General features: G+C 42.5%; 26 protein-coding genes. 11 read left to right on the forward strand and 15 right to left on the reverse strand.

Going from position 1 to position 24,168, the window contains the following annotated elements:
* The first annotated feature begins 211 nt into the window (after positions 1 to 211).
* From U1P77_RS02605 to U1P77_RS02625, 5 genes are all read left to right on the forward strand, one after another.
* Positions 212 to 514, forward strand: a complete 303-nt coding sequence (locus tag U1P77_RS02605) for an integration host factor subunit beta (protein ID WP_201558935.1) — start codon at positions 212 to 214, stop codon at positions 512 to 514.
* Between the two features lie 224 nt (positions 515 to 738).
* Positions 739 to 1,158 (forward strand): lipopolysaccharide assembly protein LapA domain-containing protein, encoded by a 420-nt coding sequence (locus U1P77_RS02610; protein ID WP_321155862.1) that lies wholly within the window; start codon positions 739 to 741, stop codon positions 1,156 to 1,158.
* Between the two features lie 71 nt (positions 1,159 to 1,229).
* Entirely contained in the window at positions 1,230 to 1,931 is a 702-nt protein-coding gene (pyrF, locus tag U1P77_RS02615; protein WP_321155863.1) for an orotidine-5'-phosphate decarboxylase, read from the forward strand.
* Positions 1,932 to 2,111: 180 nt separating this feature from the next.
* Positions 2,112 to 2,909, forward strand: a complete 798-nt coding sequence (locus U1P77_RS02620; RefSeq protein ID WP_321155864.1) for a metallophosphoesterase — start codon at positions 2,112 to 2,114, stop codon at positions 2,907 to 2,909.
* Positions 2,910 to 3,013: 104 nt separating this feature from the next.
* On the forward strand, positions 3,014 to 3,850 hold the full coding sequence (locus U1P77_RS02625; RefSeq protein WP_321155865.1) for a histidine phosphatase family protein: 837 nt from the start codon (positions 3,014 to 3,016) through the stop codon (positions 3,848 to 3,850).
* A 13-nt stretch (positions 3,851 to 3,863) separates the two neighbouring features.
* Here the strand turns inward: U1P77_RS02625 and U1P77_RS02630 are convergent, their stop codons facing one another.
* Positions 3,864 to 4,439, reverse strand: coding sequence for an FAD binding domain-containing protein (locus tag U1P77_RS02630; RefSeq protein WP_414479033.1), 576 nt, complete (start codon positions 4,437 to 4,439; stop codon positions 3,864 to 3,866).
* Between the two features lie 211 nt (positions 4,440 to 4,650).
* On the reverse strand, positions 4,651 to 4,917 hold the full coding sequence (rpsT, locus tag U1P77_RS02635) for a 30S ribosomal protein S20 (RefSeq protein WP_201558851.1): 267 nt from the start codon (positions 4,915 to 4,917) through the stop codon (positions 4,651 to 4,653).
* A gap of 587 nt (positions 4,918 to 5,504) precedes the next feature.
* Here rpsT and U1P77_RS02640 point away from each other — a divergent pair.
* Both U1P77_RS02640 and rraA read left to right on the forward strand, forming a co-directional pair.
* Positions 5,505 to 6,206, forward strand: coding sequence for an NAD-dependent epimerase/dehydratase family protein (locus tag U1P77_RS02640; protein WP_321155867.1), 702 nt, complete (start codon positions 5,505 to 5,507; stop codon positions 6,204 to 6,206).
* 190 nt (positions 6,207 to 6,396) lie between these two features.
* Positions 6,397 to 6,912, forward strand: a complete 516-nt coding sequence (rraA, locus tag U1P77_RS02645; protein WP_321156590.1) for a ribonuclease E activity regulator RraA — start codon at positions 6,397 to 6,399, stop codon at positions 6,910 to 6,912.
* 242 nt (positions 6,913 to 7,154) lie between these two features.
* Here the strand turns inward: rraA and U1P77_RS02650 are convergent, their stop codons facing one another.
* Complete coding sequence (locus U1P77_RS02650; RefSeq protein WP_321155868.1) at positions 7,155 to 8,789, reverse strand: BCCT family transporter; 1,635 nt, start codon at positions 8,787 to 8,789, stop codon at positions 7,155 to 7,157.
* Between the two features lie 472 nt (positions 8,790 to 9,261).
* Between U1P77_RS02650 and mfd the strand changes: the two genes are divergently transcribed.
* Positions 9,262 to 12,990: a transcription-repair coupling factor gene (gene mfd / locus U1P77_RS02655; RefSeq protein WP_321155869.1), complete on the forward strand. Its 3,729-nt coding sequence runs from the start codon at positions 9,262 to 9,264 to the stop codon at positions 12,988 to 12,990.
* 154 nt (positions 12,991 to 13,144) lie between these two features.
* Positions 13,145 to 13,576, forward strand: a complete 432-nt coding sequence (locus tag U1P77_RS02660) for an HIT domain-containing protein (RefSeq protein WP_321155870.1) — start codon at positions 13,145 to 13,147, stop codon at positions 13,574 to 13,576.
* A 95-nt stretch (positions 13,577 to 13,671) separates the two neighbouring features.
* Here U1P77_RS02660 and U1P77_RS02665 read toward each other — a convergent pair whose 3' ends face one another.
* The gene (locus U1P77_RS02665) at positions 13,672 to 14,055 is read right to left on the reverse strand and encodes a transposase (protein ID WP_321156591.1); all 384 of its coding nucleotides are present in this window, start codon (positions 14,053 to 14,055) and stop codon (positions 13,672 to 13,674) included.
* Positions 14,056 to 14,058: 3 nt separating this feature from the next.
* Positions 14,059 to 14,664, reverse strand: a complete 606-nt coding sequence (locus U1P77_RS02670) for an IS110 family transposase (RefSeq protein WP_321155871.1) — start codon at positions 14,662 to 14,664, stop codon at positions 14,059 to 14,061.
* A 447-nt stretch (positions 14,665 to 15,111) separates the two neighbouring features.
* Between U1P77_RS02670 and U1P77_RS02675 the strand changes: the two genes are divergently transcribed.
* The gene (locus tag U1P77_RS02675) at positions 15,112 to 15,561 is read left to right on the forward strand and encodes a hypothetical protein (RefSeq protein ID WP_321155872.1); all 450 of its coding nucleotides are present in this window, start codon (positions 15,112 to 15,114) and stop codon (positions 15,559 to 15,561) included.
* Here U1P77_RS02675 and U1P77_RS13495 read toward each other — a convergent pair.
* The 3 genes from U1P77_RS13495 to U1P77_RS02685 are packed head-to-tail and all read right to left on the reverse strand — an operon-like array spanning position 15,509 to position 16,408.
* Positions 15,509 to 15,733 carry a transposase gene (locus U1P77_RS13495; protein ID WP_414479062.1) on the reverse strand — a complete coding sequence of 75 codons (225 nt, stop codon included), beginning with the start codon at positions 15,731 to 15,733 and terminating at the stop codon, positions 15,509 to 15,511. The genes U1P77_RS02675 and U1P77_RS13495 overlap by 53 nt on opposite strands.
* A complete protein-coding gene (locus U1P77_RS02680; RefSeq protein ID WP_321155873.1) occupies positions 15,628 to 16,026 on the reverse strand; it encodes a transposase in 399 nt (132 codons plus the stop codon). The genes U1P77_RS13495 and U1P77_RS02680 overlap by 106 nt, the downstream gene beginning before the upstream one ends.
* Positions 16,027 to 16,057: 31 nt before the next feature.
* Positions 16,058 to 16,408, reverse strand: a complete 351-nt coding sequence (locus U1P77_RS02685) for an IS630 transposase-related protein (protein ID WP_321155100.1) — start codon at positions 16,406 to 16,408, stop codon at positions 16,058 to 16,060.
* 68 nt (positions 16,409 to 16,476) lie between these two features.
* Between U1P77_RS02685 and U1P77_RS02690 the strand changes: the two genes are divergently transcribed.
* A complete protein-coding gene (locus tag U1P77_RS02690) occupies positions 16,477 to 17,481 on the forward strand; it encodes an adenylate/guanylate cyclase domain-containing protein (protein ID WP_321155874.1) in 1,005 nt (334 codons plus the stop codon).
* Positions 17,482 to 17,618: 137 nt separating this feature from the next.
* Here the strand turns inward: U1P77_RS02690 and fdx are convergent, their stop codons facing one another.
* From fdx to U1P77_RS02725, 7 genes are all read right to left on the reverse strand, one after another.
* Positions 17,619 to 17,957, reverse strand: a complete 339-nt coding sequence (gene fdx / locus U1P77_RS02695; protein WP_321155875.1) for an ISC system 2Fe-2S type ferredoxin — start codon at positions 17,955 to 17,957, stop codon at positions 17,619 to 17,621.
* A 129-nt stretch (positions 17,958 to 18,086) separates the two neighbouring features.
* Positions 18,087 to 19,964: a Fe-S protein assembly chaperone HscA gene (gene hscA, locus U1P77_RS02700; RefSeq protein ID WP_321155876.1), complete on the reverse strand. Its 1,878-nt coding sequence runs from the start codon at positions 19,962 to 19,964 to the stop codon at positions 18,087 to 18,089.
* Between the two features lie 214 nt (positions 19,965 to 20,178).
* The gene (hscB, locus tag U1P77_RS02705; protein WP_321155877.1) at positions 20,179 to 20,760 is read right to left on the reverse strand and encodes a Fe-S protein assembly co-chaperone HscB; all 582 of its coding nucleotides are present in this window, start codon (positions 20,758 to 20,760) and stop codon (positions 20,179 to 20,181) included.
* Between the two features lie 120 nt (positions 20,761 to 20,880).
* On the reverse strand, positions 20,881 to 21,201 hold the full coding sequence (gene iscA / locus U1P77_RS02710) for an iron-sulfur cluster assembly protein IscA (RefSeq protein WP_209957985.1): 321 nt from the start codon (positions 21,199 to 21,201) through the stop codon (positions 20,881 to 20,883).
* Between the two features lie 181 nt (positions 21,202 to 21,382).
* Positions 21,383 to 21,796 carry a Fe-S cluster assembly scaffold IscU gene (gene iscU, locus U1P77_RS02715; protein ID WP_321155878.1) on the reverse strand — a complete coding sequence of 138 codons (414 nt, stop codon included), beginning with the start codon at positions 21,794 to 21,796 and terminating at the stop codon, positions 21,383 to 21,385.
* Between the two features lie 134 nt (positions 21,797 to 21,930).
* The gene (locus U1P77_RS02720) at positions 21,931 to 23,157 is read right to left on the reverse strand and encodes an IscS subfamily cysteine desulfurase (RefSeq protein WP_321155879.1); all 1,227 of its coding nucleotides are present in this window, start codon (positions 23,155 to 23,157) and stop codon (positions 21,931 to 21,933) included.
* Positions 23,154 to 23,654, reverse strand: coding sequence for an Rrf2 family transcriptional regulator (locus U1P77_RS02725; RefSeq protein WP_201554033.1), 501 nt, complete (start codon positions 23,652 to 23,654; stop codon positions 23,154 to 23,156). Before U1P77_RS02725 ends, U1P77_RS02720 begins: the two co-directional genes overlap by 4 nt.
* Positions 23,655 to 24,168: the final 514 nt, after the last annotated feature.

Here is a 24,168-nt window from a genome sequence, read left to right on the forward strand (position 1 = left end):
AACGCTGAGTAACAGAATGTAAAATGGTATTCATATGAAATAATGTTCGTGTAAATACTTTTTATGTATGGCTTTGAGAGACGTTTAAGTATGGCAAAATTTTGTAGTTCTCTTTAGTTCATTATAGAGAGAGCGTTAAATTTAACTATTATCGAAAATCAAATTTAGCTCAGAGTTATAATAATCATCAATCAACAAGGCCAGCGTAATAATGCAGCAAGCGATTAATAAGTCCGAATTTATTAACAATTTGAGTACTACCTGCGACACTATGACCGAAACGGTCGTTGATGACGCCGTACGCGAAATATTAAATTTGATGGCAAATACCTTAGCCAATGATGGCCGAGTCGAGGTTCGCGGGTTCGGTAGCTTTTGTTTACATCATCGCCGTTCACGTATGGGGCGCAACCCTAAAACGGGTGAAAGCGTACCCGTACCTGCCAAAGCCATCCCACATTTTAAGCCGGGTAAAGCGTTACGCGAAGCGGTTAATGATAAAGTAGCAGGATAACGAGTAAAATCTTTTAAAAAATCAACTATAAAACTTGATGCATAAAATTTTTATAGTTGAAGTTTTGGTAAATGAGCTAATAAAATTTTATATTGTGTAGCACAACGGTAGTCCTGTGCCTGTTTTATTTTGAACTGACTATAGCTACTTTTTAATCTAGCTTTTACAATTGCTACTTTTATCCATTATAGGCTACGTCTATTCACAACTGAGGTATAAGCATAATGCGCTTTTTACTGTTTGTGTTACTGTTTTTAAGTTTTGCTTATGCGCTTGGTTTGGTATTGGCGAACAACACTGAAATCGGGGTAAACTTACTATTTTCACAAGCCCCTGCCATGAACTTGGGGTTGCTACTGATACTTTGTCTGATATTAGGTATCGTTATTGGACTATTGCTAGCATTGCTAATGTTCCGTGTTCTACAGAATAAATGGGAAATCTCTCGTTTGCAAAAATTGAACACCAACTTGCAAGAGCAAATTGAGCAGGCTAACGTCGTCATTGATCGGCAAGCAAATGCGCCTACTGTAGAAGACGCTGTTTATAGTGGAAAAGCAGTACAAGATGGTATGAAGGAGTCTTACTTAAATGAGAGTAATTCTTCCGAGCCTACTGTGTTAACCAAACGTAAGCGCGATTGAGTCTCATAACAGTTTATCAGTGTAATTTTTAACAACTTTAAGATGATGTTTTTATACAAAGTGGCGAAATCATGACTAATAAAGTAATAACCTCTCCTGTTATTGTGGCGCTAGACAATCTCACAATGGGTGAAGCATTGGCATTGGCTGATTGTTTAGATCCTAGTCTATGCCGATTAAAAGTAGGCAAAGAGCTGTTTACTCGCTGTGGTCCTGCGATTGTCCAAGCGTTGCATCAACGACAATTTGAAGTGTTTCTAGATTTAAAATTTCATGATATACCTAATACTACCGCGCAAGCCGTATTGGCTGCCGCAGAGCTCGGCGTATGGATGGTCAATGTGCATGCTAGTGCAGGTAGTGCCGCCATGTCATTGGCAAAGCAGCGACTGTTAGAAGGTAACTATGAGACGTTACTGATAGCCGTGACCGTACTAACCTCTATGGGCAACGATGTGCTACCACAGATTGGTGTCACTAATAATTTAGAGGAGCAAGTGAGCCGATTGGCGCAATTGACCAAACAAGCGGGTCTCGATGGTGTGGTGTGCTCAGCACAAGAGGCACGAACGCTTAAAGCACTATGCGGTGACGACTTCAAGCTAATAACTCCTGGTATTCGTCTACCAGAGGATAGCGCAGATGACCAAACGCGTATCTGTACCCCCAAGCAGGCATTGAGTGAAGGGGCAGACTATCTGGTCATTGGACGCTCAATCACTCAAGCACTAGACCCAGAAGCCAAACTACAAAAGATACTTCAAGGCATTTGATTCTAAAAAACATTTAACTTTAAAAGTATATAGCGTTGTTAGTGACAAAGAGATATTCTTGGATACGAATAAAAAAGACAGCTTACAGGTTGTCTTTTTTTTAACTTTTTAATGGCAGATAAATAGGTGCTACACTAGATGCTTTGATTTATTTGCCTCTTATCATTAATATTGGACAGTATGAAATTACAGATTGTAAGTGACTTACACATAGACAGCTATGCTAGACAATCGCATCCAATGGGACATATTCCTAAGACCGATGCCGACTTAGTTTTGGTGGCTGGTGACACTGCTAATAGTGATAGTGGTATGCCGTGGTTACAAGAGCAAGCCGCACGTCTACAGGTACCTCTCATTACTATCGCTGGCAATCATGAGTACTTTAATGAAGACGTGCTGCATTTTGACTATAAGCTGGCGACATGGGACAACTATAATGAGGTGTCTAACCAAGGCGTTCGGGTGCTCCAATGTCAGCATATGGATATCGGAGAGGTGCGCATCTTAGGTTGTACGCTGTGGACTGATTATCAGTACCAAGCTAATGAAGACACTATGGTAGTGGCCAGACGCTTTATGCGTGATTATAAGCAAATCTACGTCGGTGACGATTTATTCTCGCCTGAGATGTCCATGCAACTGCATGCACAGCATCGCCAATGGTTAAAACAAGCTTTAATAACGGCAAAGCAACTGGGAAAAAAAACAATAGTAATGAGCCATCATAGTATCAGCCCGTTATCTGTTTCTGAGAAGTATGCTACTTTGCCGAGTAATGCGGCCTTTGTCAGTGATTTATCCGCGTGGATGCACGAGCCATGGGCACCTATGTTATGGATCCATGGGCATACGCATGAGGCGTTTGATTACCGTATTAATAATACTCGAGTGATCGTCAATCCGCGCGCTTATCCGAATGAAGTTAGCAGTACGGCGCTAGAATTTGCTTGGGATAAAGTAGTCGATATTGGTTAATTGATTGGCTTCTATTAACCTTGTATTTTTGTTTCCAATGATTTTATTGCTACCAAACTTGTATTTCTTTCACTCTAGATAAAAAATCTGCTACGCTGACACCCATGAGTAAATACACCGATTCTCCCCAGCCTGAATTGCCGACTGATAAACTTGCGATGCATAGTCCAAGTGCAACGGCACCTTCGCACCTGCCTGATAGCATGATGTCTTCGGTCAGCTTATTGCCTAATGATAAGCGCCTAATTTTATTTACCAGACACTCCTTACGGGAGCGTTCTGATGGTAACGGTTTCGCCAGTTATCAATTGCCATTAACTCCTAAAGGTCGAGTATTAGCGAAGTCTTGGGGGCGTTGGTTGGCAGGTCATCTACCGTATTCGCTCGATGTCGACAGCATTTCCAGCCCGATTGGACGTTGTATCGATACCGCGCAGCTGATGCAAGAAGGTGCTGGTCTACGGCGCAACATCACCCATCAGTCACTATTGGTTGAGCCAGGTAGCTTAGTCACTGAGCCTGAGATTGCCAATGCGGTATTCAAAGAGATTGGTGTGCTTAATTTTATCAATCGATTTTTACAGGGCAACCTTGAAGGTACCAAAAACGCCTACCAAGGTGGTCTAGATATACTATCGCTGTTCTACCAACATCAGCCTCAGCAAGGTCATTTAATGCTGGCGGTCAGCCATGATACTTTATTGTCTGCGTTTTTAGCGGTGATGCTCGATGTGCTTGAAATTGATTGGAATGATTGGCCGAAGATGATGGAAGGGGTGTTTTTGTGGTTCGATGAGATGCCTTTTGATCAAGCTAATGCTCATTTTGTCTGGCGTGGTGAGGTTTATATCCGCCCAGTCAGCACTCTGCTAGACGGTTACCGTGCTGCTGGATTTCATTCTAGCAAGCTATTGCTACCGCCAGAGGTGAAGTGGACATAACTGACGTCACTTTCTATCCTTCTGTTCGGCCTTTGCCATAAGAAAACTGAGAACGATCGCCCAAGCTGCGACCATGTTTCCATAATTGCATTCCATGTGATAGCTGATTGATTTCCCATTCCTGTAAAGCTTTAGGAACGTTGTGGCTATGATCAATGAGTGCCTCTACCAGCGAGATAGCATTCGCCGCCGCTTTTGCCGTACCAGCTGCTGTATGAGGTCGAGGAATGAAAGCAGCGTCTCCTATTAGCGCAATTCTATCGAAAACCATCTGCGGCACCGCCAAGTCTAATATCGACTGTACAAAAGGCTCTTTAGTTGCGGCTACTAATTTTTTAAAGGGATCAGCGAGTACAAGATTTGCGTAGCCTCGCATTGCTTGCTCAACATTAGAGGACATCATCCCTGGCGGAACGGAATTGGCTCTATGCCTACCATTTTTGTCAGTAAGTATATCAGGTAGCTCTGTTTTCTCGTCGTAATTAACGTACCAAACCCAGTTAAACCGACGTTTTCCTGGAACCAGCGATTCGTTTTCGCCGGGGATAACATAGGCCAAAATATGTGAGTTTGGGAAGTCGTAAAACACGAACCGCTCAGTAAATATCTACCTGCCAGCCGATAGAGCGTAATAGTGTCCCTGAGAACAACCCAGCTAACGAACCACCGATCACGATTGCACGTTTATTCATTGATTCCACTGAGTCTCTCCTAAATATCTATATACGAACAAGAGTAGCATAAAAAAACCTTGCCACTAGGACAAGGTTTTTATGCGTACGGTCTAAACAAAGCAAATCTTAAGCTTGTAGGCCTTTGATTGTTTTGTTTAGGCGGCTCTTACGACGAGCCGCTTTATTCTTATGAATAATACCTTTGTCAGCCATACGATCAAGAACCGGTACCGCTTTTTTGTAAGCTTCGGTAGCTGCGTCATAATCTTTAGCTGCGATAGCCGCATCAATACGCTTCAGATACGTACGAACCATAGAGCGTTGTGACGCAGAGTTCTGACGACGTTTGGTGTTTTGACGGGCGCGTTTACGAGCTTGTGCAGTATTAGCCACGCGGATCTCCTTGATAAAAAACAGATAAAAATATGAATGTCGATTGTAATAATGGGTTTAGCAATCATAAGTGGCGAGTAGCCGTCTCGTCAAATATGATATCGATGCCAAATATAAATAAGTCATCGCTCGCGCCGCGACTATTTGGAATAATTAAACAGCCTCGGCGTGTAAAGGCGGTTATCTTAACAAATTATTGCGCTTAGGACAATATGTTTGACAGTTAAAGCGTAAAGTAGTTGTGTGAGTTTGTACTTTATCGATTGAAAGTAACTTGTTAACCGACAACCGGACAAAGTTTTTTATAATAAATAAAGTTTCTTACAATAAATATGGGCAATTGCATAATTTATAACGTAACTTATAGCTTTACTGATACCCTTGCTGAACTAGTCTTGCTGATAGGACTGCTAAGGTAATATAAGTAATAACCAAGCAGTATGATATTAAGCGCTATGATAGATAGTGATGTATTATGTTTGGTTATTATTAATGGCATTACTGATGATTATGTATTAACCAATAGCGGATCAACTGATATTATTCTATAAAAATATTATTTTATTAATATAAAAAATGGACAAGTTATGCAGCGAAAAGCAATCGTAATTGGCGCGACAGGATTGGTAGGGCAACACCTTATTAAACAGCTAAGTGAGCTCTATGACACCTTGATTGTAATTGCACGGCGTCCGCCACGTTATATTAATACCAGTATGCGCTTTTATCAGGTCAATGATTTTGATAATTTAGCCGAAGTGTTTGCCAGTGTGGGCGCAGATCGCACGGCTGATGCGTTCAGCTGTCTTGGCACTACCAAAAAGCAGGCAGGCAGTGATGAAACATTTCGAAAAGTAGATCATATCTATAATCTCACTTTTGCTAAGTTATGCCGAGATAAAGGGGTCGAGAACTTTTTCTTACTATCATCAATGAACGCTGATAGTGACAGTCGGTTCTTGTACAATCGAGTAAAAGCAGAGACCGAGCAATCCATTATGGCGCTAGGATTTGCGCAGTTAGTCATTTTTCGCCCCTCTTTATTACTGGGTAAGCACAAAGGTCGTCCCCTTGAAAGTATCAGTCAAAAAGCCTTTCAGTTAATTTCACCTTTGATTTCAGAATCATTACCGTTACATCCCATTTCTGCAAAACGTGTGGCAAGCGCTATGGCAATGACCGCACATGATATTTATGAGCGCAGTAAGTATCGCTCTGAATCTGCGCCTTATAGCACTGATATTATCGAAAATAAGCAGATGCTTGCCATAACACGGGTAAAACATTAAGCTAGGATGTGCTATCAACTGCATTGTAAATACTAAATAGCCTAAGTATAAGAAATTGAATGACATGTATTCGTGTCAAATTAAATAAAGAAATAAGCACTTATAAATAAGTCTTCAAATATAAAAACCTCAACTAACCAATACTTAATAGCTAGTAATAAGGAGCGTAACTATGTCAGAATCGACAGCAATGAATAAAGAAAATTTTGTAACCTGCGATTTATTGGATGCCAATCCTGAGTCGCAAGTGTGCTTGCCGAATATTGAAAGCAAATCATTTTATAGCTTCGGCGCCAAAGATAAGTTTTGCGGTGAGATTGTGACGGTAAAATGCTTTGAAGATAACAGTCGTGTCAAAGCACTATTAAATAGCGATGGCAAAGATAAACATGGCGATGGTAAAGTATTGGTCGTCGATGGTGGCGGATCAATGCGCTGCGCGCTACTGGGTGATATGATTGCGCAGACGGCGATTGATAATGGCTGGGCTGGGGTAGTGGTTTATGGCTGTGTCCGTGATGTCGATGATATGGCACAGATGGAGATCGGAGTGATGGCGCTTGGTTGTATTCCACGCAAATCAACCCGCCGTGATGAAGGCCAGACTGATATTGAGATTAGCTTTGGTGATTTGACCTTAAACTCTGGTATGTTTGTATACGCCGATAACAATGGTATTATTGCTAGCGATAAGCCTCTCATATAAAGGCTTTAGAAACTGATGCATAGACGCTTATATATAGTAGTCTATATGTAGAAGCTTAAGGTTAAGACTTACTAAAAATAATCTAACCAAGATTAAGAACTCAGTAAGGTCTTTGTTAGCCAATATAAAATTTATCGCTACAAAAAAATCCCAGCTCACTAGAAGCTGGGATTTTTACGTTTAAATAGGTTAAAACCTTTTAATTGTATAGCCTGTCAGGTAATAACTCTTAAACAGACATATTAGTACTTTTCTAATTCGGAAAGCATTTGCTCACGAACCTTATAAATACGGCGTAACCCTAGCCATAAACTGACACACATCACAAGTAAGAGAAAAGTGAAGGGCAGACCGGTACTAACGGAGCCTGCTTGGATAGTTTTTAGTGCTTCTGTACTACCGCCATAAAGTAAGGCAATCGCAATACAGCCTTCGGCAATCGCCCAAAATACGCGCTGAGACATAGGGGATTCAAGCTTACCTCCAGAAGTAATCGTATCAATGACTAATGAGCCCGAATCTGATGAAGTCACAAAAAACACCATTACTAAAATAATGGCAATTAATGAGGTAATCATGGCCAATGGTAAGTTATCGAGCATCTGAAATAAGGTCAGAGAGGCGTTACTAACCCCGCCTGACAATTCTCCAACTTGGTTGGTATATTGACTGAGACCCGTTTGTCCAAATACAGTCATCCATACAATAGTGACTAGAGTTGGTGCTAGCATGACAGAAATGATGAATTCACGTACGGTACGGCCTTTAGAGATTCGTGCGATAAACATACCAACGAAAGGTGACCAGCTGATCCACCACGCCCAATAAAATACAGTCCAAGTATGGAAGAAGTCACTATCGGTACGCCCTATCGGATTAGATAAGGGAATAATATAAGTGACATAATCGACGGTTGTTTCAGCTATCTTACCGATAAGACCTAGAGAATTTCCTGCAAAAAAGACAAATAATAATAGCAATCCGGCCACCAGCATATTGACATTACTTAAAAATTTTATCCCGCCATCAATACCACGTGCCACCGAGATAGTTGCCAGTCCTGTGACCAATATGATAATAATTATCTCAAGGGTATTACCTGCAAAGTCCCAACCAAACAAGTAGTTCAGCCCACTTGCCGCTTGTTGGGCACCAAGACCGAGGGAGGTCGCTAAGCCAAAGATAGTGGCCAATACGGCCAATACATCAATAACATGCCCCGGCCACCCCCAGGTTTTTTCTTTTAATAAGGGATAAAATATCGAACGCATGGTCAAAGGAAAGCGAAAATTATAGGCAAATATTGCCAACGACAAGCCTACTACTGCATAGATAGCCCATGGGTGTAGTCCCCAATGATACATCGTCGCACCCATTGCCGCTCTAAAGGCTTCGGGACTGTTTGCCTCAACTCCCAGTGGCGTTCCTGCCCAACCGCTAGCATACGCTAAAGGTTCAGCAACACTCCAAAACATTAAGCCAATGCCCATTCCCGCAGCGAATAGCATAGCCAGCCATGAGCCTCGGTTAAAGTCGGGCGTGGCATTGGTACCGCCAATGCGAATATTGCCATAGGGTGAGACAATGAGTAGCAGACAGAATGCCACCATGATGTTAGCCACGCTAATAAAGAGCCAATCGAAACTATTGACTATCCAGTTTTTGGTGCCATTGAGCCATAAGTTAGCAATATCGGGGAGCAATAGGGTGAATAATACAAAAGCAATGACCGCAAGCGCGGTGACAAAAAACACAGGGTTATGTAGTTCTAATCCGAGAATATTTACATTATTTTCTCCCACCTTATGTTCAGTGGTGTAGAGTCTGCGGCGAAATTTATCGACGAGTACTTGGGGGATTTTTTTGTGCTCTCTCATAGGTAATAAATTTCCTGATGGGGTTAGCAAGAGGCTTAGTCTTTATGAGCATATATGACATGGTCAGTTGATATGTCATGCAGGCTGCCAGCTTGCCACGTAATAAGATGCACAGTACAAGGCTGTCAAGTTGAGTTAGGGCATTTAATATAATGCTTTCAAAACGACATTCAAGACAACCTAATCGGCAGAGACAATATCTAAATGACGGCGACTAAACACACCGCTTATTTATATAAGCCGTGGAATGTCAAAAATAAGATATAAATGTGCTTATCGAAAAAATTTCTCCATTTTAACAAAATGCTTTGCATTGTCAAATGAGCATGAGGGCCTAACATAAGGGCTATAAAATGAAGTCAGCGCACGAGATAATAAACGGGGTGACAAACCGTTACGGCATAAACCATTGGTCAATGGTCGAAATGTTCGTATAATAGTCCTCTGACTCTCAACCCTGACCCTATTTGCTATGCCTATCTCTGCCTTAACTGACGCCTTTTCCCCTATTAATCAACAGCTATTTCCAATTCAAGACACGCAGCGGCGTTGGCTTGCGCCCGTCCATGGAGCCGTGAGCAGTCTATGGCTGGCAAGTTTAGTCAGTGCGCCTATATGGGATGTGGCAGAGCGCCTAAAAGTTGTGGTGGCTCGCGACCAAAATCAGCTTAATCAGATAGAGACTGAGCTGGCGTTTTGCGGAGTTGATGCCTATGTGTTTCCTGACTGGGAAACTTTAACCTATGATGAGCTATCACCGCATCAAGATATCGTCAGTGAACGTATCAATCTATTGACTGATATGCCAACGTCAGGCGTCCTGCTTATCTCGGTACAGGCGCTAATGCACCGTGTTGCACCACCCAGCTGGCTTATCGGTCAGCATTTTGACTTGAGTGTCGGTGATAGATTCGATATTAATACCCAGCGTGAGCTATTGGTAAAAGCCGGCTATCGAGCAGTTGACAATGTATTTGAGCCGGGTGAGTTTGCGGTGCGTGGTAGTATCATCGATATTTTTGCAATGGGTCAACCGTTTCCACTGCGTTTAGATTTATTCGACGATGAAATTGAGACTATTCGCTTTTTTCATCCGCAGACTCAGCGGACCTTAACGACTGATGATCTTAAAGCGATGGCCTCAGGTAGTGATACCAGTATAGGGCAAGAGCCGCTGTCGCTATTACATAAGCTGCCAGATATCTCCAAGCCCATTCAACAGTTTCAAATACTACCCGCAAAAGAGTTTCCATTAGACGAAGGCAAAGAAACCTTTCGTATGAACTTTGCTGCTATGTTCCCTAATGCTAGCAGTCGTAAGTTTGAGCTACACAAAGATGTGATGGCAGGCATTGCCAGTAGTGGTCTTGAATATTATCAGCCACTATTCTTTGATTTAAAAGACTGGCAACAAGCGAGTACTCTATTTGCTTATTTTCCTAAAGATACCTTATTTGTTACTGACGAGCTGATCAGCGAGCGACAAGCAGATTACTGGTCACAAATCCAGCGCCGTTATGAAGAGCGTCGACATGACATGGATAAGCCCATAGTCGCACCTGAGCTATTATATTTATTATCTAATACTTTAAATGAACATCTTAATCACTACCCAAGAGTCATATTGAGTGCGCGTGATGAGCTGGCTACCATGACAGATGTAGCGGCTATTGATGACGATGCTTTAACTTCAAATTCAATATCAAAACCCACTAAACAGCAAGGTTTAGTGACACTCAGTGCCCAAGCACCACCGCAGCTATCGGTCAATCATCAAAAAACCGAGCCGTTAGCCGAGCTGCTTGACTTCCTGCATCTACAAGCACAAACATTGACGCCGGTCTTGATGGTTGCTGAAACTGCTGGTCGCCGTGAGATTTTGATCGAGTTGTTTAAAGGCAAAATTGAGTTACAGGCTTACGGTAGTTTTAAAGATTTTTTAGCAGCCGACCATACTGGTGCTGTGAATAAGAAAAACGATCGACCCAGTGTTAGTTTGACGGTTGCCCCTATTGAGCGCGGGGTTTATGTTCCCGAGCGCTTAGTCATCATTAGTGAGACCCAACTGTTTGGCAGGCAAATATTACAAACGCGCCGCCGTCGGCAGAGTGGGGTGTCAGAAGAGTTTTTGGTCAAAAGTGTCACCGAGATGACCCAAGGCAGTCCAATCGTCCATATTGAGCATGGTATCGGCCGTTATAGCGGTCTGATTACCTTAGATGTGGGCGATGGTGAGCAAGAATTTATACATCTTAAGTATGCCGATGAAGCTAGCATTTATGTGCCAGTCGCCAACCTACAAATGATTAGCCGTTATAGCGGCGGTGATCCTGCTCTTGCGCCTCTGCATAAGATTGGCAGTGGTAAGTGGGATAAAGCCAAACAAAAAGCACTGGAGCAAATTCATGATGTGGCTGCTGAACTGCTGAATATGCAAGCAAGGCGTGAAGCAAAGGTCGGTATTCATTTCAAAATCGATCACTCGCAATATGAGATATTTGCCAGTCAATTTGAGTTTGAAGAGACCCCAGATCAAGCCAATGCTATCCATGCTGTGATGGATGACATGAAACAAAACCAACCAATGGATCGCTTGATTTGTGGTGATGTTGGCTTTGGTAAAACAGAAGTGGCCATGCGTGCAGCGTTCATTGCGGTAAGTGCCGGCTATCAAGTTGCGATATTGGTACCGACGACCTTGCTAGCAGGACAACATGAAGATAACTTTTTAGATCGCTTCGCTGATTGGCCGGTACGTATTGAGACTTTGTCGCGTTTTGGCGGTAAAAAACATCAAGAAACCGTATTGACTGATTTGGCTGCTGGTAAAGTTGATATTGTCATCGGCACCCATAAGCTGCTACAGAAAGATGTTAAGTTTGCTAATTTAGGGTTGATGATTGTCGATGAAGAACACCGCTTTGGTGTGCGTCATAAGGAGCGTATCAAAGCCATTCAGACTGATGTCGATAGCATGTCGATGACCGCAACGCCCATTCCAAGAACTCTTAATATGGCGTTGTCAGGTATGCGTGATATGTCAATTATCGCCACTCCACCAGCGCGTCGTCTGGCTATTAAAACCTTTGTCATGCAAAAGACAGAAGCCTTGATGAAAGAGGCCATATTGCGTGAGCTGTTACGGGGTGGACAGGTCTATTTGCTACATAATGATGTTGCCAGTATTGAGCGTATGGCAGAAACTATTCGCGAGCTGGTTCCCGAAGCGCGGGTAGGGGTGGCGCATGGACAGATGCAAGAGCGGCAACTTGAACAAATTATGCAGCAGTATTATCATAAAAAATTCAACGTGCTTATCTGTTCGACAATTATTGAAACTGGTATTGATGTACCCAATGCCAATACTATTATTATTGAACGTGCGGATAAATTTGGTTTAGCCCAGTTGCATCAGCTGCGTGGCCGGGTAGGACGTAGCCATCATCAGGCTTATTGCTATCTGCTAGTCCCATCCATTAAAGGCCTTAAAGGTGATGCCAAGCGCCGCTTACATGCGATTGAGCGTGCTAATACGCTGGGTGCAGGCTTTATGCTGGCAAGTGAAGATTTAGAGATTCGCGGCGCCGGTGAGATATTAGGCAAGCAGCAAAGTGGTAATATGCAGGCGATTGGCTTTAGCTTATACATGGACATGCTTGAGCGTGCTACTAAAGCTATTAAGGCGGGTAAAGAGCTGGATTTAAATACGCCACTGTCGCTAACCAGTGAGATTAATTTGCACAGCTCAGCCCTGATTCCTGAAGAGTATGTTCATGATGTACATCAGCGTCTATTGTTTTATAAGCGTATCGGTAAGGCCGATGATAAAGAGATGCTGATCGATATTCGTACCGAGATGATAGATCGTTTTGGCACGTTGCCGGATCAAACCAAGCAGCTGTTTGCCGTTCATCGTCTACGTATACAAGCTGAGCTCTTAAAGATTAATAAAATCGATGCTAATAGCAAGAGCATAACCTTAGAGTTTGCACCCGATACGCCTGTTGATGCCTTAGCCATTATTAAACTTATTCAATCTAATGGTCAGCATTACCGCATGAATGGCGCGTCCGGTATTCGCTATAGCAATCCTGATAAGCTTGAGACCGCGCCGCAGCGAGTCGAAATGGTACAAGAGCTGTTACGCTATTTTAGTGAGCACAGGGTAGCAGAGGTTACATCGGCAGTAGAGAGAACATAGTGACTCGTTATATAGCACCAAAGGTACAGCCACGAGCTAAATGGCGCTACTGCTATTTTATCCTGTAGATACCTGATAAAATAGCGTCGATATCTATTCTTACTTACTTCTTATTTCCTTTTATTAATATTTTATAACAAGAGAACCCGTCATTATGTTCCAACTGCATCCTAAGCTTGCCGCCGATAGTTTTTTGGTGGGTGATTTTCCATTATCGACGTGTCGTCTGATAAATGATTGCCAGTTTCCTTGGTTAGTTCTGGTACCGCGTGTATCGGGTATCAAAGAGTTATATGAGTTATCTGAGGCCGATCAAACGCAGTTTTTGCGTGAGTCGAGCTGGTTGTCAAGCCAGCTTGCCAAAACTTTTCAAGCCGATAAGATGAATGTTGCGGCACTCGGCAATCAAGTTCCCCAGCTACACTTTCATCATATTGTGCGCTATCAAAACGATATGCAATGGCCAAACCCAGTTTGGGGTGTCCCTGCTATACCTTATACTAAAGAGGTATTGGCACAAATGCAACAAACCTTAATGATGGCACTACGTGGTCATCATCAGATGCCATTTGACTGGCAAATGTAATTGGGTTTTGCTGTTTTGGTTGTGAATGACATGTATTCCACCCCACTCTCAACTATCATAATTTTTGGCGTAGATACCATCTTGCCAAATCATAATCAAGCAGCAGTTTTGGCTATTTGAGGCTGATAAGGCATCTGGTGTTTTAACACACCAAAGCAGATATGGACAAGTTTTCGCATGGCAGCACAAATGGCTTGCATCTTACACTTACCATTAGCTAAGAGGCGCTCATATTGAGCTTTTATATCAGGATTCCATCTGGTTGAGACTACTGCTGCCATGTACAACTTAGCTCTAATAGCACTAGAACCATTTTTAGCCAAGCGGGTTTTACCTCTAAACTGACCGGACTGCACTTGCTTGGGTATCAGTCCTAAGAATGCTGCCGCTTGCGAGGCTTTAGTAAAGCTTTTATTGTGCATTAAGGACAGCATCTGTCTTGAGGTGGCAGGACCAACGCCTTTAATTGTCTGAAGCAGTACTTAGTCTTGTTTAAGGTTAGGATGATCCTCTACATGAGTATCAATGTCATCGTTGAGATTAGCTATAGCCTCTTTTAGGGCACTAATCATCTGTTCAATAGAGGTTTTAACGATAACAGCAGTATCCGTGGCATCCGCTTTCTCTTGACGGTTCTGCTCACGCATTAGGTCTTGTTGCAAAGCATCTAGGCGAGATAGCAGGGACTTTAAATGACGGGCTTCAGCCGGCGGCGGTGTCCATAGATTAGGTTTGGCACTATGGGCGTAACGCGCTAGTAGAATACTGTCTTGTTTGTCTGTTTTATGACGAGAGCCTAAGCTATCCGCATAGCTTCTGACAAAGGCAGGATTAACGATACTAACGGATAGCCCTTGGTCATACAGGTAGTAGGCGATGTTCTCATGATAGACGCCAGTGGCCTCTAAGATGATATGAATGTCGCTCAAATCTTCAGTCACGTTGGATTTGAGCCAGTCAATCAACTTTAAGAAGTCGGTACTGTCGTTCTTAAAGACTTTGGTTTTAACTTTAGGTTTTTCGATATCTTTAAGCCAAGCAAGATCAAGTTTGGCTTTGCTGATGTCTATTCCAATATACTGTGTCATCTTATTATCTTCCCTTGTTCATTCAGTGTCACTTATACTAAGGCACTTGGATACCATTCAGATTGTGAAGATGAAAGGATGAGCATTGGGCGTAATCTACGTTACAGTGTCTAAGCACTAAGGCTGTGGTCACGCTCACAATGCTCGTGAGTAGATGATAAAGTATATCAAGATTTGATTAAATTTAGCATCTAGTCAAGATACAAGGCTGTGGCTTTAGCCCAGCGTTTTTAGCAAATTATTACGATTGGCTGGGCTAAAAGCGCCAGCCTACGATAGCCCCTATTAAGTTGAGAGTCGCGTATGTATTCCATAAGATTATACTCGTATAATAGTAAATCAGCATAATCGTTATACGTTCTTAAATTATAGTTGCTATAGACACAAGTTATCCCCTTATTGCTTGTTTACTCTTATTAGTTTTCACTACTGAAGCGAAAATCGGACATGGCATTCCTACATACTTTGCGACCGAAGATCTCATCGGAAAACATTGGGGTGTATCGGTTTGATTATCCAGAAGTTTTTGTTTTAATACTTACTGTCATACTGCTTGCTTTATATTTTGAGTTTAGTCCTACCTCAATGGCACTGCTGATCGTTGTTTGCCTACCAAGTTTAATGATTCTTCTTTATAACTATCGACGTCAAACGAGCTTTTGGACGTCTAATATTGTCATTATTCTATTGTCCGTAGTCATTGGATTGCTACAGTTTTGCACCGTGATGTCATTCAGTTTGGCTTCCTTAATCAGCATCCGTATCATTATTAGCAGTTCTGAAAATCATCTAAAATTGCTTACAGTGTCGATGGTGACGGCCGTTATTTTCTATTATGTTATAGTCAATTCACTACAAAAGAGTTATGCCTTGGATGAATATCATAAAACAATTTAGATAAGTCGTTTTCCATCCATCCTTGCCGTAGAAACTTTACTTGAGCCCACTTCTTCTCAATAGGATTTAAATCAGGGCTGTATGGTGGTAGAAATAATAATCGATGACCGTGCCTATTAAGCAGTCTTTGTACACTCGAGCACAGCTCTCGTCTTGCGCTCGGGCAAAGCAGTGCTTTGCTTTATCCTCGCTCATATGAAAGCTCGCGTTATCCATAACGATCACGCACTTAGTTTTAAGACTTGGAATTAGTATGTTTTTGCACCAGCCATAAAATATGTCTCCATTGATGTTGGTCTCAAGGCAATCAAGCGCAAACAGCACTTTGCCATATAAAGCACCAATGACATTGGTTCTAGCTTTGGCTTGCCAATTGTAGCTGTCGATGCAAGGACTGCCAATAGGCGCGTAACCATAAGGACGCATGGTTTCATGCTCAAAGCCACTCTCGTCCATGTATACCATGGGAAACCCATCTTTGATGTAGGACGTAAGCTTACTCTGATAGATTGCTCGCTTGATTGGACAGGCTTTGGGATGCTCTAAGGTCTTTTTTTTTGCTAATCTTCAGCCTTTTTAAGGCGCTGTGAATGCCTGTTGAGCTACAGTTTAGTCGACGGGCTCGCTCATATTGGTAATCATCAGGATATTCTTTAACATCATTGAGTAAAACGTCATCTATTATTTTATGAGGCTTGGTTTGTCTTGTTGCTTTACTGTGGATACGTCTCTTCCAGTTCTGTATGGTGGTTGGGCTAAGATCGTAAAACTCAACCGCTTGAGCATAGGTCATGCCGTCATCTAAGCTTTTGAGAACTTGTTTGCGAAAATCTAGTGAATAAGTCATGGTTATTTGTGATGATAATGGTTTGGTTGATTTAATTTATAACATTTTTAGAAAGGTTTTACTATAGCGTGCTTTTAAATGGCACTGATATAGACTGTAATGAAGGTTGGTTACCAGCAACGGTTTTGCTAGCCAGTATCATAGTCATCGTGTGTCATTTTCGACACGTATATCACGGATATATCAGTTATGAAGTGCGTGCTCAACAAGCAGCGGGGCGTCTCAATACGATGGTTTCGGTCATCAACAAGCTGACCCGCTTTATACCTCCTCAGATTTGGGAACCGATTGTAAGAGCGGACAGCCCTGTCAGTGTCTCTAATAAACGCGCAAAGCTGACGATTATGTTTTCAGATATCGTAGGCTTCACTGAGCTGTCTGATAGTTTAAGTGCGGACAATTTGGCTGATATCTTAAACACTTATATGCATTGTATGACGGTAATCGCCAATAAGCACGGCGCTGTAATCGATAAGTTCATTGGTGATGGCATGGTTTGTTTTTTTGGCGAACCTGATAGTCGCGGCGCGCGTCAAGATGCATTGGATTGTGTGGCCATGGCGATCGATATGCGCCGAGAAATGCGCACCTTACGGCAAAAATGGCGACTAATGGGTTTTGAAGGGTTATATCTGCGCATCGGTATCACTACTGGCTACTGTCATGTTGGCAATTTTGGCAGTAACAGCCGTCTCAGTTATACGCTTATTGGCAAAGAAGCCAATTTGGCAGCAAGGCTTGAAGCGGCCGCCAGCAAAGGGGAGGTGTTGATTAGCGAAAGCACCTACGACTATATCTGCCATGATTATGAATGTGAGTATGCGGGCGCCTATCAACTTAAAGGTTTTGATGGCAAGGTCGACGCGTGGCAAGTGCTTGATCCTGATGCCAATAAAGGGCATTTTTCAAAGTGGGTTGATCACACGCTACCTGGCTTTAACCTGCACCTAAATTTTAAAGATATGAAGGAAAATGATTATAAAGAGATTAGAGAACGCTTGAATTTTGCGCTTGAACGTATTGAACAAGAAAAGAAAGCAGCTGTAATTGATCCTAATGCAGCTAAGAACTAGGACAATGATAAACAGTAAAACGTGACACAAAATTCAAGTCTATATAGCCTGAGTTTAGGCACGAAAAAGCCAGCTATTATGATAATAGCTGGCTTTTTGATACATATAAATGCAGTGGCCTTCAGAACTACTACTATTTAGTGGTTTTCTTTGGCATGGTTCAAGGTGTATTTAGGTATCTCGATGGTTAAATCCTCATCGTCGAGCATCACTTGGCAGGACAGCCGCGAATCAGGCTCTAAACCCCAAGCGCGATCTAGCAAATCTGCTTCAATATCGTCCATTCCTTCTAAGCCGTTAAAGCCTTTACGGACGACAACATGGCAGGTGGTACAGGCTTTTGACATCTCGCAAGCATGCTCAATCTTAATGCCTTTTTCTAACAGTGCTTTACATAAATTTTCGCCAGCTTCAAGTTCAACTTCGACGCCTTCAGGGCAAACATCGTGATGGGGTAGTACAGTAATTTTTGGCATGGGTCATATATCCAGTGCTAATCAATTCAAAAAATGTGAAATCCAAGTGGGATCTAAAATGTACATAGGATCTAAGATAACTAAGGTGTAGTCTATTATTTATTGCTTTAAAATTATCAGTCTTAAACGCTACCAATCTTGGGCGCTAGTACCAGCCATACTGGTCTGAACACTTTGATTCATAATGTGGGCAGCAAAAGCATCACTATGTGGTTTAAGCTGAGCTTGTTGTGCTTCAATAAGCATTGAATCGTTAGAGTCTAAAGCCGTTTGCATCTCTTTCATCTGTGCCGCCAAGGTTTGCTGTTCCTCAGAAGTCAATAAGGCTGAGAACTCAGTTAGCGCTGACTGTAATGCCAGTAATTCACGCTCAGTCTCTACTCTAGCTTCAATTGAAGAGCGTGCATTTTTATCTTCTTCCGCGTGTTTAAACCCAGCAGTGAGCAGCTGTTCTTTTTGCTCGTCGGATAAGCCATAAGCCGGCGTAATCTCAATTTTGCTTTCGGTACCTGTCGTGGTTTCTTGAGCACTAACAGTCAGTTGTCCATTGGCATCGATACTAAAAGTCACTTCAATACGGCCAAAACCCGCTTTCATTGACGGAATGCCGTATAGCTCAAAGCGCCCTAGTGAGCGGCAGTTTTCGACCGTTTCACGCTCACCCTGTATGACATGAATGACCATACCGGTCTGACCGTCTTGGTAAGTGGTAAATACTTGGCGCTTTTTGACTGGGATAGGCGTATTGCGTGGAATCAGCACTTCAACCAAGCCACCCATAGTCTCAAGCCCAAGCGATAATGGCGTGACATCTAATAGCAGCAAGTTATTATCGCTGTTACCATTCACCAGTTGGTGCGCTGTCTGTGCTGCACCTAATGCGACCACTTCGTCTGGATTGAGACGGCACAAAGGATCCTGAGCAAAAAACTCTGTGACCACTTGCTTAATCGCTGGCATTCGGGTTGAGCCACCTACCAAGATAACTTCATCGAGCTCTTGCGTGCTTAACTTGGCATCACGTAGTACTTGTTCGCAGACAATCAGCGTTCGGCTACTAACAGGGTCGGCGATAGTGATCAAATCTTCACGGCGTAATACACCTTTATAGGATTGTTCATTAACAATGATATCGATATCGACTTGTTCAGCTTCCGTTAAGGCTTGTTTATAGTCTTTGGCTTGCTGAGCTAATACGGACTTATCGTGTAGGCTGACATCTGCTGGCGCAATATTAAGCTGTTTGATCAACCAATTGGTAAGTAGGCGGTCAATATCATCACCACCAAGGGCGCTATTGCCACCGGTTGCTAGTACTTCAAACACGCCATCAGTGAGCTTTAAAATAGACACATCAAAAGTACCGCCACCGAGATCATAAATTAAATAGTAACGAGCAATATCATCTTCGGTAGGTCTATCGAGCCCATAAGCAACAGCCGCTGCGGTTGGTTCATTCAATAATCGCAGAACATTAATACCCGCGGCTCGTGCAGCGTCTTTAGTCGCTTGGCGCTGGGCCTCATCAAAATAGGCAGGAACAGTAATTACAGCACCTTCAATACTATCTTCAGGTAAAGCACTTGTTGCCCGCTGCTTCAGTGTAGCCAAAATACGTGCAGACACCTCAACGGGCGACACTTCACCTTGGGCCGTGACAAAAACTGGCATAGCATCTGCGCTGCCACTCAATTCATAAGGGTGCGAGAATTTAATATCATTTTGGCTGCGACCCATAAAGCGCTTGGCGGAAGTGATGGTATTCTTCGGGTCATTTGGCAACTGAGCTAGGGCGTGATAACCGACTAGTGGAGTACCTGTGCTTGGATAATAGACCACTGAAGGCAATAAAGTATCTGTACTGGTATCTGCCTCTAATACTTGCGCTTTGCCCGAGCGTACCACCGCGACTAACGATCGCGTTGTACCAAGATCAATTCCAAGACCAAAACGATGCTGGTGTGGTTGGGCACTTTGATTGGGTTCAGCAATTTGCAATAAAGACATAAGATAACTCAGATATAAAATGAATAAGTAAAATTGAACAAATAGAGCATAAGTGAAGCGATGGCTGGCGCGGCTCACCTAAAGACTACAGTAGTTGGTAATAAATACTAATTAGCCGCGCTTACAGTGGTACGCTTAAACTATTGACTTAAAAATATGAATGCCACGATATGTGGATGCTATTTTAACCTTCTTTATGAGTCTTAGCCAAGTATTAGACGTATAAATCATCATCGTCTGTCTGCGCCGCGCTGGCAATATCATCAAGACCAGTGGTGATATCGGCATCAAGTTTGACTAAAAACTTTAACTTTTGAGTGGCATCAATCGCTGCTGACCATTCCTCGTTTTGATATGTCGCGTTAAAACGTTCCGATTGGTTGTTCAATCGCTGCAGAATTTGTGGATGTAGTTTTTCTAGTTCTGGGCGGTCGTTGCTATCGATGGCTTCACCTAGATCAATACGCAGCTCCATAGCATCTTCTAAAAACTCGAGGTCTGCAATTGAGTTTTCAAGCGTCTGAGCTTGTCCTGCCATATCGAGTAGATAAGCGGCGCGGCTGTCAGGGGCGCTCAAAGTCTGATAGCCTTGATTGATCAATGCGGAGGCTTGCTCAGAATGCTGCTGAGCTTTTGTTTTGTCAGTTAAATTTTTAGCAACATTGTCAGGGTGATAGCGTTTCTGTAATAGACGTAAATGCTGATCTAAACTATCTTGTGACAGCTCAAACTGTACAGATTGCTCAAATAGGGCAAAGAAATTATCGAATTGAGCTTCTGGGATGAGATCTGTCATAATATGTACCTTACTTTTTATTTTTATTTATTTATCTTTTGCAAATTTGACTTCTAAAGCCGTCTTAAAAATAGGCTTTAATAAGTAGTTATAATATTATGCTAGCAACACTTAGGTATTTTATATCGTAAATGATTCACCGCAACCACATTCGCCTTTTTGATTGGGGTTGGTGAACTTAAAGCCTTCGTTCAAGCCTTCTTTCTCATAATCCATTAATAAGCCGTCTAAATAAACCAAGCTTTTAGGATCGATAAAAATACTCACGTCACGGCTATCATAGCGGGTGTCATTTTCATCAGGCACATCGACAAACTCTAAAACATAAGCCAGACCTGAACATCCTGCCGTGCGAATACCAACACGAATACCTGCACCTTTACCGCGATTGTCCAAAAATCCTTGAACATGCTGAGCGGCGCGTTCTGTCATTTCAATCATGCCAACTCCTATTGACTGTCAATAATATGGATATTATTCTACTAAAGAAGCTTTAAACTTTTAGCACTTAAAATAAAAGGTGACAATTACATAACTGTCATTGTCACCCTCGTAGCGTTGCGTCAGCAGCTCTTTCAAACAATAGTCTTGTTAATAAAAGAGCGAATACATTAAAGTAAACTTAGCTGACTGCTTCTTCTACCTTACTTTCAACAACACTGTGCTTGCCTTTGTAGTCACTAATAGCAGATTTGATCGCATCTTCTGCTAATACTGAGCAATGCACTTTTACTGGTGGTAATGCCAACGCTACAACGATATCGTTATTCTTAATCTCGCCTGCTTGATCTAGGCTTTTACCCTTTAGCCACTCTGTAACAAGTGAGCTTGAGGCAATCGCTGAGCCGCAGCCGTAAGTTTTAAAGCGCGCATCTTCAATGATACCACTATCATCAACTTGAATTTGCAAACGCATCACATCGCCACAGGCTGGGGCACCGACCATACCGGTACCAACGTTTTTGGCATTTTTGTCAAGGTTGCCAACGTTGCGTGGATTTTCGTAATGATCAATAACTTGGTCACTATAGGCCATGGTTCTTCTCCTAGTTAGATGATGAGCAGCAATACTACTGGTTTACATACTCATCGGTAATTGGGGTCAAATACTCATTCTATAATTGTCTGATTCTTTATTTAACGGCTATATTATATAGCCGTACTATTATCTTAGTGCTCAGCCCATTCTAAGGAATCTAAATCAACGCCATCTTGATACATATCCCAAAGTGGTGATAAATCTCGTAACTTGTCAACTGCACCATGCATCTGACGGACTACGGTATCAATATCTTCTTCGGTGGTATAACGACCGAAGCTAAAGCGTATAGAGCTGTGAGCCAATTCATCAGGACGACCAATAGCACGTAGGACATATGATGGCTCAAGGGTAGCTGACGTACAGGCTGACCCTGATGATACCGCTAAGTCTTTAAGCGACATCATCAATGATTCGCCTTCAACGAAGTTAAAACTGATATTTACGATATTGGGAACACTGTGCTCAAGATCACCGTTTAGGTAAATTTCTTCAATATCTTGAAGTCCATCCCAAAGATTTTGGCGTAATTTCGCCGCATGGGCATGGTCTTCTTCATAACGTTTATTGGCTAAGCTAAATGCTGCGCCAAGGCCAACGATCTGATGCGTCGGTAGTGTACCTGAACGCATACCGCGCTCGTGTCCACCGCCATGTTGCTCGGCTTTTAAGCGCACACGTGGCTTACGGCTGACGAACAATGCGCCAATACCTTTAGGGCCGTACGCTTTGTGACCAGAAAAACTCATCAAATCAACTTTGGTAGTTGCAAGATCAATGAGTACTTTACCAACGGCTTGTGCGCCATCCACATGGAATACAACACCCGCTTCGCGAGTGATTTCGCCGATAGCAGCGATATCAGTAATAGTACCAAGCTCGTTATTGACCATCATCAATGACACTAGAATCGTATCTTCACGTAAAGCGTCTTTGACTTGTTGCGGTAAAATCATTCCTGTGCTTTTTTGCGGCTCAAGATAGGTAATTTCAAAGCCTTCTTGCTCAAGCTCACGGCAAGTATCGAGTACTGCTTTATGCTCAATTTGACTGGTAATGATATGTTTGCCACGCGACTGATAGAAATGCGCTGCACCTTTAATGGCTAAGTTATCAGATTCTGTTGCACCCGAAGTAAAGACGATTTCGCGTGGATCAGCATTGATGACTTCGGCAACTTGTTGACGTGCCGTCTCGACTGCTTCTTCAGCTTGCCAGCCGTAGCCGTGTGAGCGTGATGCTGGGTTACCAAAGGTACCATCTACAGTCAGATATTCGCTCATCTTAGCAGCAACCGACTTGGCAACTGGCGTAGTGGCGGCATAATCTAAGTATATAAGTTTGTTATGTTGGCTCATGCTGGGTTTGCCTCGCTGGTCGATAAGGTAATAGTATTAATGTCTTTTGTAATAGAAGAAATATGCTGACGTTCTGAAACAGACTGCACATTTTTCATATTTAGTAATTGTGCCAATGTTATATTATTCAAGTACTGTTCGATATGATTGGACAGTGCGCACCACAAATCGTGGGTCAAACACATTGTACCACCTTGGCAATCGCCGCGTCCTTCACATTGCATCGCGTCAACCGACTCATCAACCGCCGATATAATGCTCATGACATCAATCTCATCTAATGGCTTGGCTAAGTGGTAGCCACCTGCGGCGCCGCGGATACTGGTTACTAAACCACGTTTACGCAGCTTAGAAAACAACTGTTCAAGATAAGAGATTGAGATAGATTGTCGGTTAGCGATATCAGATAAAGACACGGCACCTTCTTGTTGGCTGGTTTGTATTGCCAAATCTAACAATGCGGTGACTGCATATCTGCCTCGGGTCGTTAAACGCATAAAATATCTCCAAACTGATAGGTAATGAGCTAAGGTTAATAACGAGCTTAGATTTGATATCACATAGGCATTATTAATAAAAATTAATAGGAAACTCATAAAATGATACGCCACTAAGACAAACGTCGTCGCTATTAAACAACAGATGGTTAACCCGATGTGTGCTGCGATAAAGTTATTATACTCAATCCTGACTGATTTAGTCAAGATTGAAATGTGGTTAAATGGTTAATCTAATCTAACACCACTATTAGTAAAAACAATCAGTGTTTCAAGGTGAGATGAGAGAGGGGATAAGCCGATGAATGCTTGTAAAAACAGACACAGAGGATAGATACTGTCAAACCAAATATCGCTCAATAATAATGTTAAGTGACTGCATAAGTAACTATATAAGTGACTAAGTATTAATTGCTTATTCGTTAAGTACGCATGTCCTAAGGATATCTGTCTTAAGTGCCGTTATGGCTATGGATGTTAAGTACCGATAAGATTGCGGCTCATACAAGTAGGG

The organism is Psychrobacter sp. LV10R520-6 (assembly GCF_900182925.1).
Lineage (GTDB): Bacteria > Pseudomonadota > Gammaproteobacteria > Pseudomonadales > Moraxellaceae > Psychrobacter.